General features: G+C 50.3%; 12 protein-coding genes. All 12 read left to right on the forward strand.

Features of this window, described 5'->3' with window-relative positions:
• The first annotated feature begins 2 nt into the window (after positions 1–2).
• Entirely contained in the window at positions 3–1,232 is a 1,230-nt protein-coding gene (locus FN001_RS14970; protein ID WP_118321136.1) for a peptidase U32 family protein, read from the forward strand.
• A 66-nt stretch (positions 1,233–1,298) separates the two neighbouring features.
• Positions 1,299–2,120 (forward strand): YdcF family protein, encoded by an 822-nt coding sequence (locus FN001_RS14975; protein ID WP_486463526.1) that lies wholly within the window; start codon positions 1,299–1,301, stop codon positions 2,118–2,120.
• Positions 2,121–2,495: 375 nt separating this feature from the next.
• The gene (locus FN001_RS14980) at positions 2,496–5,429 is read left to right on the forward strand and encodes an insulinase family protein (protein WP_185911959.1); all 2,934 of its coding nucleotides are present in this window, start codon (positions 2,496–2,498) and stop codon (positions 5,427–5,429) included.
• Between the two features lie 132 nt (positions 5,430–5,561).
• Entirely contained in the window at positions 5,562–6,464 is a 903-nt protein-coding gene (gene era, locus FN001_RS14985; RefSeq protein WP_015555002.1) for a GTPase Era, read from the forward strand.
• A 103-nt stretch (positions 6,465–6,567) separates the two neighbouring features.
• Entirely contained in the window at positions 6,568–7,221 is a 654-nt protein-coding gene (gene recO, locus FN001_RS14990) for a DNA repair protein RecO (protein WP_142412376.1), read from the forward strand.
• A gap of 186 nt (positions 7,222–7,407) precedes the next feature.
• Entirely contained in the window at positions 7,408–8,046 is a 639-nt protein-coding gene (locus FN001_RS14995; protein ID WP_142412377.1) for a hypothetical protein, read from the forward strand.
• 171 nt (positions 8,047–8,217) lie between these two features.
• The gene (locus tag FN001_RS15000) at positions 8,218–9,606 is read left to right on the forward strand and encodes a glycine--tRNA ligase (protein WP_118532883.1); all 1,389 of its coding nucleotides are present in this window, start codon (positions 8,218–8,220) and stop codon (positions 9,604–9,606) included.
• A gap of 162 nt (positions 9,607–9,768) precedes the next feature.
• On the forward strand, positions 9,769–10,356 hold the full coding sequence (locus FN001_RS15005; protein WP_118532881.1) for a Maf family protein: 588 nt from the start codon (positions 9,769–9,771) through the stop codon (positions 10,354–10,356).
• Positions 10,357–10,495: 139 nt separating this feature from the next.
• On the forward strand, positions 10,496–11,467 hold the full coding sequence (locus tag FN001_RS15010; RefSeq protein WP_142412378.1) for a peptidylprolyl isomerase: 972 nt from the start codon (positions 10,496–10,498) through the stop codon (positions 11,465–11,467).
• Positions 11,468–11,732: 265 nt separating this feature from the next.
• Complete coding sequence (locus FN001_RS15015; RefSeq protein WP_118532877.1) at positions 11,733–12,224, forward strand: DUF5721 family protein; 492 nt, start codon at positions 11,733–11,735, stop codon at positions 12,222–12,224.
• 72 nt (positions 12,225–12,296) lie between these two features.
• Positions 12,297–13,979, forward strand: coding sequence for a M3 family oligoendopeptidase (locus FN001_RS15020; RefSeq protein ID WP_142412379.1), 1,683 nt, complete (start codon positions 12,297–12,299; stop codon positions 13,977–13,979).
• Between the two features lie 413 nt (positions 13,980–14,392).
• On the forward strand, positions 14,393–14,848 hold the full coding sequence (gene tnpA / locus FN001_RS15025; RefSeq protein ID WP_142410635.1) for an IS200/IS605 family transposase: 456 nt from the start codon (positions 14,393–14,395) through the stop codon (positions 14,846–14,848).
• The last annotated feature ends 189 nt before the right edge of the window (positions 14,849–15,037 follow it).

The following is a 15,037-nucleotide window of genomic DNA, read 5'->3' on the forward strand; positions in this document are numbered from 1 at the left end:
TTATGAGAAAAACAGAACTTCTGATTCCGGCAGGAAGCCTTGATGTTTTAAAGACGGCCGTGATCTACGGCGCCGATGCCGTATATCTCGGCGGTGAGGCATTCGGACTCCGCGCCAAAGCGAAAAACTTTACGAACGAAGAGATCATGGAAGGGATCAAATTTGCCCATGACCACGGCGTAAAGGTATATATCACGGCGAATATCCTCGCACACAACGATGACCTCCCGGGCGTGGAGGCATATTTTGAGGAATTAAAGACGATCCGTCCGGACGCGCTGATCATCTCGGATCCGGGTGTCTTTACGATCGCTAAGAGAGTTCTCCCGGATATGGAGATCCATATCAGCACACAGGCGAACAATACAAACTATGGAACTTACCTTTTCTGGCATGAACTCGGCGCAAAGCGCGTCGTATCCGCCAGAGAGTTATCTTTAAAGGAGATCAAAGAGATCCGCGCGCACATCCCGGAGGACATGGAGATCGAGAGCTTTATCCACGGCGCCATGTGCATCTCCTATTCCGGAAGATGTCTGCTCAGCAACTTCTTTACGGGGCGCGACGCGAACCAGGGTGCCTGTACCCATCCGTGCCGCTGGAAATATTCCGTTGTCGAGGAGACAAGACCGGGCGAGTACATGCCGGTCTATGAGAATGAGCGCGGAACTTATATCTTCAACTCCAAGGATCTCTGCATGATCGAACATGTGCCGGAGATGATCGATGCGGGGATCGACAGCTTTAAGATCGAGGGACGCATGAAGACGGCCCTCTACGTGGCGACTGTCGCGAGAACCTATCGCAAAGCGATCGATGATTATCTGGAGGACCCGGAAAAATATAAGGCGAACATGGAGTGGTACAAGGAAGAAATCGGAAAGTGTACGTATCGTGAGTTTACCACAGGCTTCTACTTCGGAAAACCGACTTCCGAGACCCAGATCTATGACAGCAATACTTACGTGAAGAACTATATCTACCTCGGAACCGTGGAAGAGCGGGATGCGAGAGGATTCGCGAAGATCGAGCAGAAGAATAAATTCTCTGTCGGCGAGACGATCGAGATCATGAAGCCGGATGGAAGAAATATTTCCGCGCTTGTCCGCGGCATCTACACAGAGGAAGGCGAGAGCCAGGAGAGCGCACCGCATCCGAAACAGATCCTTTATATCGATCTGGACGGGGAAGTGGAGCAGTACGATATTCTCCGCAAGAAAGAGGCGGAGTAAGATCCGGATCCGGAAAGAAGACAAAGCTGAATGGCTGCGTGCAGGATTTAGAAAGGAGGCATGATCGTGACAGTAATTTTTGGCATCCTGGGAATATTGTGTCTCATTTATTATGGTGTGATCGTGATCTACTCCGGTGCGGGAACCTCATTTTCCGCCATCTGGATCGTGCTGGCGCTGGGATTTTTTATCATGGCGGCCGTGGGAAAGTTTTATCCGAGGATCCGTGACAGAGTACCGGTGCAGATCGAGGTAGCTGTGATCACATTCTTTTCAGCGATCGCATTCATCTTCATCGTTGTGGAGCTCCTTATGGGATTCGGCGCGCTGTCTTTTCAGAAAGAGAGCGTCAACTATGTGATCGTTCTCGGTGCGCAGGTGCGCGGAAATACGATCAGCCGCACGCTGGAGCGGCGTCTGGAAAAGGCTGTGGAGTACGCGGCATATCATCCGAACACGGTATTTGTGCTTTCCGGCGGACAGGGGGATGACGAGGACGTGACGGAGGCATCCGCCATGTACCGCTACATGAAGAGCCGCGGAGTCCCGGATTACCAGCTGCTTCTTGAGGAATCATCCCGCAGCACTTACGAAAATATGGTATACAGCAAAATGCTGATTACAGAGCGTGAGCGGATCCGCCGTGCGACACTCCGCGCCGCCATGGCGGAATCCGGATATCTTCTCCCCCCGGATGAGGAGATCGTGATCCGGGTAGGGATCCTCACCAGCAATTTCCACGAACTCCGCGCCAAAGGGATCGCCCGCCACGTCGGCCTCCCCAACGTCAGCGGCATCTCCGCAAAGTCGGATCCCGTGCTGTTTGTACATTTTTGCGTGAGAGAGTGTTTTGCGATATTAAAAGACAAATTTGTGGGGAATATGTAACCAAGGGGATCAAAGTCAGGCTCTCGACGCAAGCTTGCTTGCAGGAGAGAGTATGACCTTGATTCCCGCCAAAAACATGAGTAAGAAGCCATTTTTTCGCAGAAAAAATGAGCGGATTACGAATGTTTTTGAGGATTGCGGGAGCACGAAGTGCGGAGCAATCCGGTTACGAAAGCAGCCGGCTTAGAAGCCCGACGCAAGCTTGCTTGCAGGCGGGATTATAAGTTTGAGACCCACTCCCCACATGAGTAAGTAGCCATTTTTTCGAAGAAAAAATGAGCGGATTACGAATGTGGGGGGCAGGATTGCGGGAGCACGAAGTGCGGAGCAATCCGGTTACGACTATAGCGTAAAAAAGAAAGGATTTTTTCAGACATGGAGAGCCAGATCGAATCAGTCAAAGCCCTTGACGCGTATCGTCTTCGGCAGGTAAAACATATCCCGGAACTGAATTCCGACGGTATGATCTTAGAGCATAAAAAAACAGGGGCAAATATTTTCCTCATGAGCAACGAGGATGACAACAAAGTATTCTGCATCGGTTTCCGGACACCGCCGGCGGACAGCACCGGTGTTCCGCACATCATTGAGCACACCGTGCTCTGCGGATCTGATAAATTCCCGGTGAAGGACCCGTTTGTGGAACTTGTAAAGGGATCTTTGAATACATTCTTAAACGCGATGACCTACCCGGACAAGACCGTGTACCCGATCGCGAGCTGCAATGAGACGGATTTCCAGAACCTTATGGACGTATATATGGACGCCGTCTTCCATCCGAATATCGGAAAAGAGAAGAAGATCTTCATGCAGGAAGGCTGGCACTATGAGCTCGAGAGTCCGGAAGATGAGATCACCTACAACGGCGTTGTATACAACGAGATGAAAGGGGTATTTTCCTCCCCGGAGAGCGTTCTGGACAGCTTCATCCACACGGCAATGTTCCCGGATACCTGCTATGGCGTGGAGTCCGGCGGAGACCCGGAGGACATCGTTAAGCTGACTTACGAGGATTATCTTGCGTTTTATCATAAATATTATCACCCGTCCAACAGCTATATCTACCTCTACGGAGATATGGACATGGCGGAAAAATTAAAATGGCTCGATGAGGAATATCTCGGAAAGTACGACAGAAAAGAAATCGATTCCGAGATCCGGATCCAGAAAAAATTCAAGGAGCCGATCGAGCGGGAGATCTTTTATTCCGTCTCCGAGTCTGAGAGCCTTGACCATGCGACTTACCTCTCGATCAACACGCAGGCCGGAAACGAGCTCTCCCCGAAGGAGTACGTGGCGTTCCAGATCCTGGAGTATGTGCTCTTAGATGCGCCGGGCGCACCGCTTAAAAAAGCACTCTTAGATGCGGGGATCGGCGACGATATCATGGGCGGCTACGAGTATGGGATCCTGCAGCCGTATTTCTCCGTGATCGCAAAGAATGCAGAGCGTGAGCAGAAAGATGAGTTCGTGAAAGTCGTAAAATCCACACTGAGAAAACTGGTGGACGGCGGCATCGAGAAAAAGAGCCTGAAGGCCGGGATCAACAACTACGAATTCCAGTACCGCGAGGCGGATTACGGTTCTGCGCCGAAGGGACTCATGTACGGTCTCCAGTGCCTGGACAGCTGGCTCTACGGCGGCGATCCGATGATGCACTTAGAGTATGAGGAGACCTTCGCAGCCTTAAAAGAGGGCGCTGACCATGGATATTTTGAAGGACTTATCAGGACATACCTTCTCGACAACCCGTATGAGGCGGTTGTGATCGCAAGCCCGAAGAAGAACCTTACCGCCCGGATCGAAGAGCAGACTGCAAAGAAGTTAAAGGAATACAAGGACAGCCTCTCCAAAGAGGAAATCGATGCGCTGATCCGCCAGACAAAGGAATTAAAAGAGTACCAGGACACCCCGTCCCCGAAGGAAGACCTCGAGAAGATTCCGATGCTGACGAGAGATGAGATCGGAAGAGAGCCTGCGAAGCTGATCTTTGAGGAGACAAAGCTTGACGGCATCACCGTGGTCCGCCACGAGATGTTTACATCCGGGATCGGATATCTGAAGGTCCTCTTCAATACGAACCGGGTTCCGATGGAAGACCTGCCGTATCTCGGACTCTTAAAATCCGTCCTCGGATATGTGGATACAAAAAATTATAGCTACAGTGATCTGAGCAGTGAGATCTTCTTAAACAGCGGCGGTGTTTCCTTCTCCGTAACCTCCTATCCGGATCTTGCGAAAGCGGGAAGCTTCACAGGAGTTTTCGTTTGCAGCGCGAGAGTCCTCTATGAGAAACTTGACTTTGGATTCGAGATCCTGGAAGAGATCATCAACCGCTCGGTTCTCGATGATGAAAAGCGCTTAAATGAGATCTTGAGCGAAGGAAAGTCAAAGTCCCAGATGAAACTCATGGGATCCGGTCACACGGCGGCCGTTGCGAGAGCGACCTCCTACTTCTCCGATACTTCCTATTTCAACGATATGACAGGCGGGATCGGATACTATAAATTCTTAGAGGACCTGGCAAAGAACTTTGAGACAAAGAAAGACGAGATCATTGCCGGCCTGAAGCGTGTGATGGCAGCGCTCTTTACGAGAGAGAACATGACAGTCAGCTACACAGCTGACCAGGAAGGATTCTCTTATCTGGAAGGCGCGATGAAGAAGCTTTCTGAGAAGATCCCGGCAGGAACCGGAAAAATCTATCCGTTCACAGCACCGAAGGAGAACAGAAATGAGGGCTTTACTTCCTCCTCCAAGGTCAACTATGTGGCACACTGCGGAACCTTCGCGGGAAGCGGATATTCCTACACAGGCGCGCTGCGGATCTTAAAAGTGATGTTAAGCTATGATTATCTCTGGATCAACATCCGCGTGAAAGGCGGTGCATACGGCTGCATGAGCGGCATCGGGCGTTCCGGTGAGGGATATTTTGTCTCCTACCGTGATCCGGAGGTGAAGAAGAGTGATGATATCTATCTCGGAATCCCGGATTATCTGGAGAATTTCGAGGCGGATGAGCGCACGATGACAAAATATGTCATCGGAACCATCAGCGATATTGATACTCCGCTGACTCCGTCCTTAAAGGGAAGCCGCGGACTCTCCGCATGGTATTCCGGAGTGACGGATGAGATGCTGAAAAAAGAGCGCGAGGAGATCTTAAACGCGACCGTGGAAGATATCCGCGCCCTCGCACCGATCACAAAGGCAGTCCTTGAGACAGGAGCTGTGTGTGTAGTCGGAAATGAGGATAAGATCAAGGCGGACAGGGAACTGTTCAAGGAGATCAAACCGTTATTTGAGTAAGAAAAAAGACTGCAAAGGGAACTGTTCGGCAGGTCTGCATACCATCTGCACCGACCGGAACAGAACCTGGGACAGGAAGAAAAAATACAGGGAAAAGTACGGAAACGTTTTTGAAAAAGCTAAGGAGAATTCATGAAAAAAGGATATAAATCAGGTTTTGTGACACTGATCGGCCGTCCGAATGTTGGAAAATCCACATTGATGAACCACCTGATCGGACAGAAGATCGCGATCACGTCGGAAAAACCGCAGACCACGAGAAACAGGATCCAGACCGTGTATACAGACGAGCATGGTCAGATCATCTTCCTCGACACACCGGGGATCCACAAAGCAAAAAACAAGCTCGGTGAGTACATGGTAAACGTTGCGGAGCATACACTCCGCGAGGTCGATGTGATCTTATGGCTCGTGGAGCCGGGAACCTACATCGGTTCCGGTGAGCAGCATATCTTAAAAGTGCTGCAGACCGTAAAGACACCGGTCATCCTCGTCATCAACAAGATCGATACGGTGAAGAAAGAGGATATCTTAAAGACCATCGAGACCTACAAGGATGCATACCACTTTAAAGAGGTGATCCCGGTATCGGCGATGAAGAAGACGAACACCGACACGCTGATCCACACGATCTTCCAGTATCTGCCGGAGGGACCGCAGTACTATGATGAGGACACCGTGACCGACCAGCCGATGCGCCAGATCGCTGCGGAACTGATCCGTGAGAAAGCACTCCGCATGATGTCGGATGAGATCCCGCACGGGATCGCAGTGACGATCGAGCGGATGACGGAGCGCGACAACGGCATGTTCGATATCGACGCGACGATCATCTGTGAGAGAGAGTCCCACAAGGGGATCGTGATCGGAAAAGGCGGTCAGATGTTAAAGCGCATCGGAACCTCCGCGAGGATCGAGATCGAGAACCTCATGGACACGAAGGTCAACTTAAAGCTCTGGGTCAAGGTCCGCAAGGAGTGGAGAGATTCCGAGCTGTATATGAAGAACTACGGATATAATTCGAAAGATATCTGATCACTCTGCTGCAGCAGGGCTGGTCAGGCAGACAGATTTCTGTCTGCGGCCGTAGCAGGAAAGCTCTGGATCAGATGCAAGAGGTTATTAAAGGAACGAAGAAATGAGAGAACAGGTAGTCCTGACCGGGATGGTCATTAAATCTGCCCCGGCGGGCGAATATGACAGAAGACTCGTGATCTTAACCTGCGAGCGGGGAAAGATCACGGCTTTTGCAAGAGGTGCGAGAAGACCCGGAAGTACGCTGATGGCGTCCTCAGCCCCCTTTGTGTTCGGCACATTCTCCCTCTATGAGGGCCGGGACGCCTATTCCCTCGTCTCTGTTGAGGTACAGAATTACTTCCGGGAGATCACGGAAAATATGGAGACGGCATGTTACGGATCCTATTTTCTGGAGTTCGCGGACTATTACGGGAGAGAGAACCTGGAGGCAGTCGAGACCTTAAAACTTCTCTACCAGTCCCTCCGGGCACTCTTAAAGAGCGCGATCCCGAACCGGCTCGTGAGGGCTGTCTTTGAGTTAAAGCTCATGGAGATCAACGGCGAGTACATGGAAAAGCCTCTGGGAAGACTGGAAGACTCCACGATCTATACGTGGGAATACGTTCTCGCGTCGCCGGTGGAAAAGCTTTACACCTTTACAGTCACGGAGAAAGTCCTGGAAGAATTTACAAAGTGCGTGGCGGAAAATAAGCGGCGATTTGTGGATAAAACCTTCCATTCACTTGACATTTTGGATGTTCTTGTATATAAATGATGTTAAAGGTTTTTTGACTTTTTTGGCAATGGATCATTCGTTGCTTTTCACGGGTAGGAATTTTCAGAACTGAAAATTCCGTATGATACAGTAGCGGTCGCGGATTTTGCCGATTTGGAATGCGAAGCATCGGTATCATAAACAGGTTTATCCTTAAAAATCGTTTTTGAGGATCAAGGAGGAATTATGAAAAAAGGACAGACGGCGGCAGCCATTCTCCTTCTCGCATTTGCCTTAAACGGCTGCGGCGGAGTGGGAAAGACCGCATTTGCCCCGACGGAGACCAGCCTTTATGTCACAAAGGAAGGCACCGTCACCAGCGCAGATGTGGAAATCTGCGAGAATGATTATTACAGCGCCGATGAATTAAAAGCCTATGCGCAGGAGATGCTGGACGCATTCGAGAGCGAAAACCAGTCCGGAAGCAGTGAGAAAAAGGCTGAGATCACGGAATGTACCGTGAAGGACGGGACTGCGAAACTTCTCATCACCTTCCCGGATGCGGAGGAATACCTTCGCTTTGCGGCGGAGTATCCGGATGAGGAGAGCGGGATCCAGGTCGAGAGTCTGGATGTGGTTCCCGTGCAGGACGGAGTGGAAAAAGGCTATATCGTCGGTTCAAATTTCTATAAAGCAGGCGATGAAAAGACGGAAGTATCCGCTGTGGACATCACAAAACAGAAAAAGCTTTATGTGGCCTGTGTGACCGGCAGCGCGAAGATCCAGACGGACGGTGCGATCCAGTATGTGTCCGAGGGCGTGACCTTAAACGGGAATACGGCCGAGACGCCGGAAGGCGAGACGTCTTATATTATCTTCAGATAAAAGGATCCGGCGGAAATCCGCGGATCTTAGAGAGACGGGATCTTCAGTTTAAGATCCTGTGATCATGGCAATACGCCGGATGGGATGGAATTACCCCGAAATCCCAGGTGGTTGTAGATAGAATTACTTTCCGCATAAACCAGTGCGGAAGAGATCAAGAGGAGAGTCACAATGGAAAAGACAATGGAAAAAATTGTAGCACTTGCGAAATCCAGAGGCTTTGTATATCCGGGTTCCGAGATTTACGGAGGTCTTGCAAACACATGGGATTACGGCAATCTGGGCGTAGAGCTTAAGAATAACGTAAAACGTGCGTGGTGGAAGAAATTCATCCAGGAAAATCCGTACAACGTAGGTGTGGACTGCGCGATCTTAATGAACTCCCAGACATGGGTTGCATCCGGACATATCGGCGGTTTCTCGGATCCGTTAATGGACTGTAAGGCATGTAAAGAGCGTTTCCGTGCCGACAAGCTCATCGAGGATTATATGGCAGAGAAAGGCATCGAGCCGGAAACTCCGATCGATGGCTGGAGCCAGGAGCAGATGAAGAAGTACATCGACGACAACCAGATCCCGTGCCCGAGCTGCGGAAAGCATGACTTCACGGATATCCGTCAGTTCAACTTAATGTTCAAGACATTCCAGGGCGTTACCGAGGATGCAAAGAACACCGTTTACTTAAGACCGGAGACTGCACAGGGTATCTTCGTAAACTTCAAGAATGTCCAGAGAACATCCAGAAAGAAAGTTCCGTTCGGTATCGGACAGATCGGTAAGTCCTTCCGTAACGAGATCACACCGGGCAACTTCACATTCCGTACCAGAGAGTTCGAGCAGATGGAGTTAGAGTTCTTCTGCAAACCGGGTACAGACCTTGACTGGTTCGCATACTGGAAACAGTTCTGCATCAAGTGGCTGCAGGATCTCGGCATCAAACCGGACGAGATGCGTGCGCGTGACCATTCTCCGGAGGAGCTCTGCTTCTACAGTAAGGCAACCACAGACCTTGAGTTCTTATTCCCGTTCGGCTGGGGCGAGCTCTGGGGTATCGCGGACAGAACCGATTACGACCTGACACAGCATCAGAACGTATCCGGACAGGATATGTCCTACTTCGACGATGAAGTAAACGAGAAGTACATCCCGTACGTTATCGAGCCGTCACTCGGCGCAGACCGTGTAACACTTGCATTCCTCTGCTCCGCATATGACGAGGAAGAGTTAGAGGGCGGCGATGTCCGCACCGTTATGCACTTCCATCCGGCGATCGCACCGGTGAAAGTCGGCATCCTTCCGTTATCCAAGAAGTTAAACGAGGGCGCTGAGAAGGTATACGCAGAACTCTCCAAATACTACAACTGTGAGTTCGATGACAGAGGAAATATCGGTAAGAGATACAGAAGACAGGACGAGATCGGTACTCCGTTCTGCGTAACATACGACTTTGATTCTGAGACAGACGGCGCTGTAACCGTTCGTGACAGAGACACGATGGAGCAGGTTCGTATCCCGATCGCAGAGTTAAAGAGCTATTTTGAGGATAAATTAAGTTTCTAATGGAGTCCGGAACGTGCAAAGCACATGACTGGCTGCGGAGCGGATCTGCAGGCGGCGTGTAAAGTGCAATGACTTTGGACTTCATGACAGGATGAGGCGGCTGGATCTTATGTCAGACCGCCTCTTTCTTCTATAACAGGAAATGACAGACAGGAAAGAAAAATGGAAAAAAGTAAGATCATTCTGGCATCCGGTTCCCCGAGACGGAAAGAACTGCTTTTGCAGATCGGGATCGTCCCGGAGATCATCGTGAGCCATGTGGAAGAGAAGATCACATCGGACGTCCCTGCTGAGGTCGTGATGAGTCTCGCAGAGCAGAAAGCCGTCGATGTGGCAAAAGAGATGCCGGAGGGAACCGTGATCCTTGGGTCCGATACGGTCGTCGCGGCGGACGGAAAGATCCTCGGGAAGCCGAAGAGCCACGAGGAGGCGTATGAGATGATCAGGCGTCTCGCGGGGCGCAGCCATCAGGTCTATACGGGCGTCTGCCTCGTGAAAAAAGGACCGGAGGGAGAAGCGGATACGGTCGTTTCCTTCTATGATGAGACGGACGTGAATGTTTCCCCGATGACGGAAAAAGAGATCCGGGAGTATGCGGATTCCGAGGAGCCGATGGACAAGGCGGGATCGTATGCGGTCCAGGGATTTTTTGCAAGATATATCGACGGATTAAAGGGATCTTACGCGAATGTGATGGGACTTCCGGTGCATCTTGTATATCAGGAATTGAAAAAACTTGGTGCTTTATAAATGTGCAGACGGGTTGATTCAGCAGGTCAGCGCATCTTGCTGTGCTGAACGTAATAAAACATACTTGCAGACAACGATCTGTGAGGTCTGCATACCTGTTGCGGGAGACACAGGAAAACATAAGCTTGAGGACAGAAATATGGGAAAATGGAACCGGTGGGGAAGGACGCTTGCGGCGGTCGTCCTCACGGCAGTGATCGTCTGCGGATGCGGCGTGAAAGAGACGCTGCTTTCCGGCAGAAAAAGTGAAAGAGAGTACGGGAAAGCCGAGACCATGGTGATCGTCACCACGGAGCGGCTCCGTTATGAAGAATTATATACAGACAAGATCTGGGATGTCGCGGTGGACGAGTCCGGAACCACGTTTGAGGAGACTCTGGTAAACCAGATCCATGATTTTTTAAAGGAATTAAAGACGATGAGCCGCATGGCCGACGAGGAGAACGTCACACTCTCGGGAAAAGAGCGGGAGCTTGTGAAGCAGGCGGCGGCTCAGTATATGGAAAATCTGAAAAACGCCGGGGACAGCTTCGAGATCACCCGGGATGTGGCAGAATCCTTATATGAGGACTACTGGAAAGCGGAAAAACTGGTGGAGACCCTGACGGAAAATGTCAATCTGGAGGTCAGCGACAGCGAGGCGAAGGTCATCACGGTCGATGAGATCGTACTTTCCGACAAAGATCAGGCGGATGAGACCTTAAAAAAGGTCCGGACGGAGGGAACGGATTTTATGACGGTCGCAAAAGAGGTGTCTGAGGACCAGGAGATCGAGAAAAAGATCTCCAGAGGCATGAGGTCAGAAGAATATGAGCAGGTCGCTTACGCGCTGGCTTCCGGGGAGATCAGCGATGTGATCGGGGCAGACGGAAAATATTATATTCTACGCTGCGTGAGCGATTACGATGAGGCCGCGACGAAGATCCGGAAGGAAGAGATGGTCCGGGAGAAGAAGAACGAGGCGTTCTATGAGACATACTCGGAGTACGCGGCGAAGGTCCATCTCGCGAAGGATGACAGTCTGTGGAAAAATCTTTCCATCACAGACGGGGAGAAGACATCGGCAGATTTCTTCGAGATCTTTGAGACGGTATGTAAGGAGACGGAATGACGGTCCCTCTGGTCTGCGCATCTGTTTGCGGACTGTGAGATCACATAGACGGAACGGCGTAACTATTCAGTAGGTCTGCGCACTTGCTGCGCTGACCATAATAAAGCACAGGATTGGAGGCAAAAATCCCATTGGCGAAGCCGATCTGGAATGGATTTTTGCTCGTAACTTGCCATGCATCCGAAGGAAAGCTCCAGGGGAGGTTTCTGTAGGTGTGAGGGTGCTGAACAGTTACGGAACGGCAAAAAATATATGGAGGTAAGCAATGGTAGCATTAAAGGTCGAAGAGCAGAAAGCATTTACGGAAGGGCTTTTTATCGGGGAGATCTTTGATAAATTTCTTGTCAGGGAAGCGGAGATCGTGACCTGGAACCGGTTTTCCATCGACGGAAAGATCCGTCAGGGATATTTTTCGGAAGAAGAGCTAGAGGAGAACCGGATCGAAGAATATTCTTCCTGGAAGAGCTTAAAGCCGATCTGCTACTCCCTGATCAGGGGAAAACGGCTGCCGGAGAGCTTCCGGATCGTATTTCTGATGCCGCCGTCGGCAAGAGACCGGTTTGTTTCCGGGAGAGTTCCGGGGATCAGTCCGGATCAGGTAGGAGGACTTTACATCAATGTCCAGTATGAAAACCAAGAGATGATCTGCGTTACGGGGACGTCCATGAAACAGTTTACCATGGATCGGACGCTGGAGAATGAATGGGACGAGAATGTAAGGAAATTCCTCCGGAAAAACGGGGTAGCAGTCAGCTAGGACCGGCTGCGGTCTGTAAAATATGGGGAACAGACCGGAAAGCAGCATCATTTTGGGAAAGGGGTTACTATCATGGAAAAATTTGCGGATCTTCAGTATGTCCGTCCGGACATGGAAAAAGTCTTTGCGCGCGTATCGGGGGATATCGCAGCGTTAAAGGAAGCAAAGAGCTATGAGGAGTTTAAAAATGCCTACATGGACTTCGTGGAGGCGGATACGGAGCTTGAGACGGCAAAGACAGTCGCTCATATCCGGAACACGATCAACCTTTTAGACAGCTTCTACGAGGGCGAGATGGCATATTTCAACAGCCAGATGCCGAAATACGGGATCCTGAAAAAAGAGATGGGAGAGGTCATTGTGGCATCCTCGTTCAAAGGCGAGATGGAGAAAGAATTCGGCTCCATCCTCTTGCAGAACATGGAAGCGCAGAAACAGCTCTCCGACGAGTGCATTGTGGACGATCAGGTGGAGGAAGCCGAGCTTGTCAACCAGTACATGAAGACCCAGGCGGCGGCCACCGTGGATTTCCGCGGAGAGCAGCTCGGGACATACGGACTCTTAAAACACATGCAGAGTACGGACCGCACTGAGAGAAAAGCGGCGTTTGAGGCGTGGGCGAAGCTCTATGCGGGGATCGCCCCGAAGCTCGACGAAGTCTATGACGGTCTCGTGAAGGTGCGCTCCGGAATGGCGAAAAAGCTCGGATTTGAGAGCTTTATCCCGATGGGATATCTGCGCCGCCGCCGTTTCGACTATACGGCGAAAGACCTGGAAGTGTTCCGGAAACAGGTGCGGGAGATCATTGTCCCGGCTGCGAAGGAGCTCTATGAGCGCCAGAAAGAGGCACTCGGTATCGAGCATCTCTATTATTACGATGAGTCCCTGACCTCCCCGGACGGAAATCCGGTCCCGGTCGGTGATAAGGAATACCTGGTCGGTGAGGCTCAGAAGATGTACCGCGAACTCTCGAAGGAGAGCGGAGAGTTTTTCGATTTCATGATCGAACATGATCTCTTCGACCTGGAGTCGAAACATGGAAAGCGCGCGGGCGGATACTGCACGACACTTCCTCTCTACCATGCACCGTTCATCTTCTCCAACTTCAACGGCACGGACGCCGATGTGAATGTCCTGACCCACGAGGCGGGCCATGCGTTTGCCGGTTTCACAGCGGCAAAATTCCAGAAGATCCCGGAGCTCTGCCACTCCACAAGTGAGATAGCGGAGATCCACTCGATGAGCATGGAACTCTGGACTTACCCCTGGATGGAGAAATTCTTCGGGGACCGCGCGGAGCAGTACCGGAAAGAGCACCTCGCGGACGCTCTCATGAAGATCCCGTATATGGTCTGCGTGGATGAATTCCAGCACAAGGTCTTTGAAAATCCGGAGATGACCGCGATAGAGCGGAGAGCAGTCTGGAGCAGCCTGGAAAAGATCTATATGCCGTGGAGAGATTATGACGGCAACGAATTCCTTGAGGGCGGCGGATTCTGGATGCAGAAGCAGCACATCTTCTTGTATCCGTTCTACTATGTGGACTACGCGATGGCCCAGATGGGGGCGTTTGAGTTCTACACAAAGATGAAGGAAGACCGGAAAGCGGCATGGGCAGACTACTACAAACTCTGCGCAGCCGGCGGTTCCATGGGATATTTCGATCTCTTAAAATACAGCGGACTCCACAAAGTCCTGGATGACGGTTCTGTGAAGATCATCATGAAGGGCGTGTTTGAGGAGCTGGGATTATAAAAAGAAAGATAAGCAGCGGAACTTATTCTCTGAGAGTAGTTCCGCTGCTTTTTTCATCGAGAAGAATACAACATGCAATATGGCATAAATTGGTTACTTTTCACGGGTAGGAATTTTCTGAACTGAAAATTCCGTATGATACCGTTATGGCCGCGGATTTTGCCGATTTGGAATGCGAAGCATCGGCAAAATCCTGTTACAGTGCGCGGGCATGGAGTGCCCGTGTACTGTAACATAAATTATGGACTTTAGTCTGTTGAGCCCATTGGAGTTTTTCGCTGATCCGAAAAATGGAGATGGGCGAAACAATAAACCACCCGCTATGCGGGTGCGCGTCGATTGTTATACAAAAAATTACCTTTCCGTTTACAATAAAGTTGTTCAGGCTATATTGCAGAAAGGAAAGGTAATTTATGGCGAAGAAAGAAAATTCACTCGCACATACGAAATGGATGTGCAAATATCATATCGTCTTCACACCTAAGTATAGACGAAAAGTAATCTATTATCAATACAGAGAAGACATTAGAGACATTATAAAACAATTATGCAGTTATAAAGGCGTACAAATCATCGAAGGTCATGTGATGTCGGACCATGTCCATATACTAGTAAGTATTCCACCGAAAATGAGTGTATCTTCATTCATGGGATATTTAAAAGGGAAGAGTGCGTTAATGATGTTCGACAAGCACGCAAATTTAAAGTATAAATTTGGTAATCGTCATTTCTGGTCAGAAGGTTATTATGTTAGTACAGTAGGACTAAATGAAGCCACAATCAAGAAATATATTCAAGATCAGGAAAAGCATGATATTGCAATGGATAAATTAAGTGTAAAAGAATATGAAGACCCTTTCAAGGGTTGAGGCTAAGTAGTATCAACACCCCTTAAGGGGTAGCGACGAGTCAAGAGCAATATGGCTTGAACGGAGCTGTGGGAAGACTGCGTAAGCAGGATTCCCATAGCTGAAAGAGAAAGCCAGCGCCTTGAGACGCTGGCCTAGTAACGGTGGGCTTATAGCCCTAGTGCAAACCACCCTTTTGAAGGGTGGTGG

The sequence above is a fragment of the Clostridium sp. Marseille-P7770 genome (genome assembly GCF_902143525.1).
Classification (GTDB): Bacteria; Bacillota; Clostridia; order Lachnospirales; family Lachnospiraceae; genus Pilosibacter.

What these genes read in the sequence shown, in the direction of transcription:
- FN001_RS14970 (WP_118321136.1), top strand. Translation starts at nt 3, where the DNA reads ATGAGAAAAACAGAACTTCTGATTCCGGCAGGAAGCCTTGATGTTTTA.
- FN001_RS14980 (WP_185911959.1), top strand. Translation starts at nt 2,496, where the DNA reads ATGGAGAGCCAGATCGAATCAGTCAAAGCCCTTGACGCGTATCGTCTT.
- era (WP_015555002.1), top strand. Translation starts at nt 5,562, where the DNA reads ATGAAAAAAGGATATAAATCAGGTTTTGTGACACTGATCGGCCGTCCG.
- recO (WP_142412376.1), top strand. Translation starts at nt 6,568, where the DNA reads ATGAGAGAACAGGTAGTCCTGACCGGGATGGTCATTAAATCTGCCCCG.
- FN001_RS14995 (WP_142412377.1), top strand. Translation starts at nt 7,408, where the DNA reads ATGAAAAAAGGACAGACGGCGGCAGCCATTCTCCTTCTCGCATTTGCC.
- FN001_RS15000 (WP_118532883.1), top strand. Translation starts at nt 8,218, where the DNA reads ATGGAAAAGACAATGGAAAAAATTGTAGCACTTGCGAAATCCAGAGGC.
- FN001_RS15005 (WP_118532881.1), top strand. Translation starts at nt 9,769, where the DNA reads ATGGAAAAAAGTAAGATCATTCTGGCATCCGGTTCCCCGAGACGGAAA.
- FN001_RS15010 (WP_142412378.1), top strand. Translation starts at nt 10,496, where the DNA reads ATGGGAAAATGGAACCGGTGGGGAAGGACGCTTGCGGCGGTCGTCCTC.
- FN001_RS15015 (WP_118532877.1), top strand. Translation starts at nt 11,733, where the DNA reads ATGGTAGCATTAAAGGTCGAAGAGCAGAAAGCATTTACGGAAGGGCTT.
- FN001_RS15020 (WP_142412379.1), top strand. Translation starts at nt 12,297, where the DNA reads ATGGAAAAATTTGCGGATCTTCAGTATGTCCGTCCGGACATGGAAAAA.
- tnpA (WP_142410635.1), top strand. Translation starts at nt 14,393, where the DNA reads ATGGCGAAGAAAGAAAATTCACTCGCACATACGAAATGGATGTGCAAA.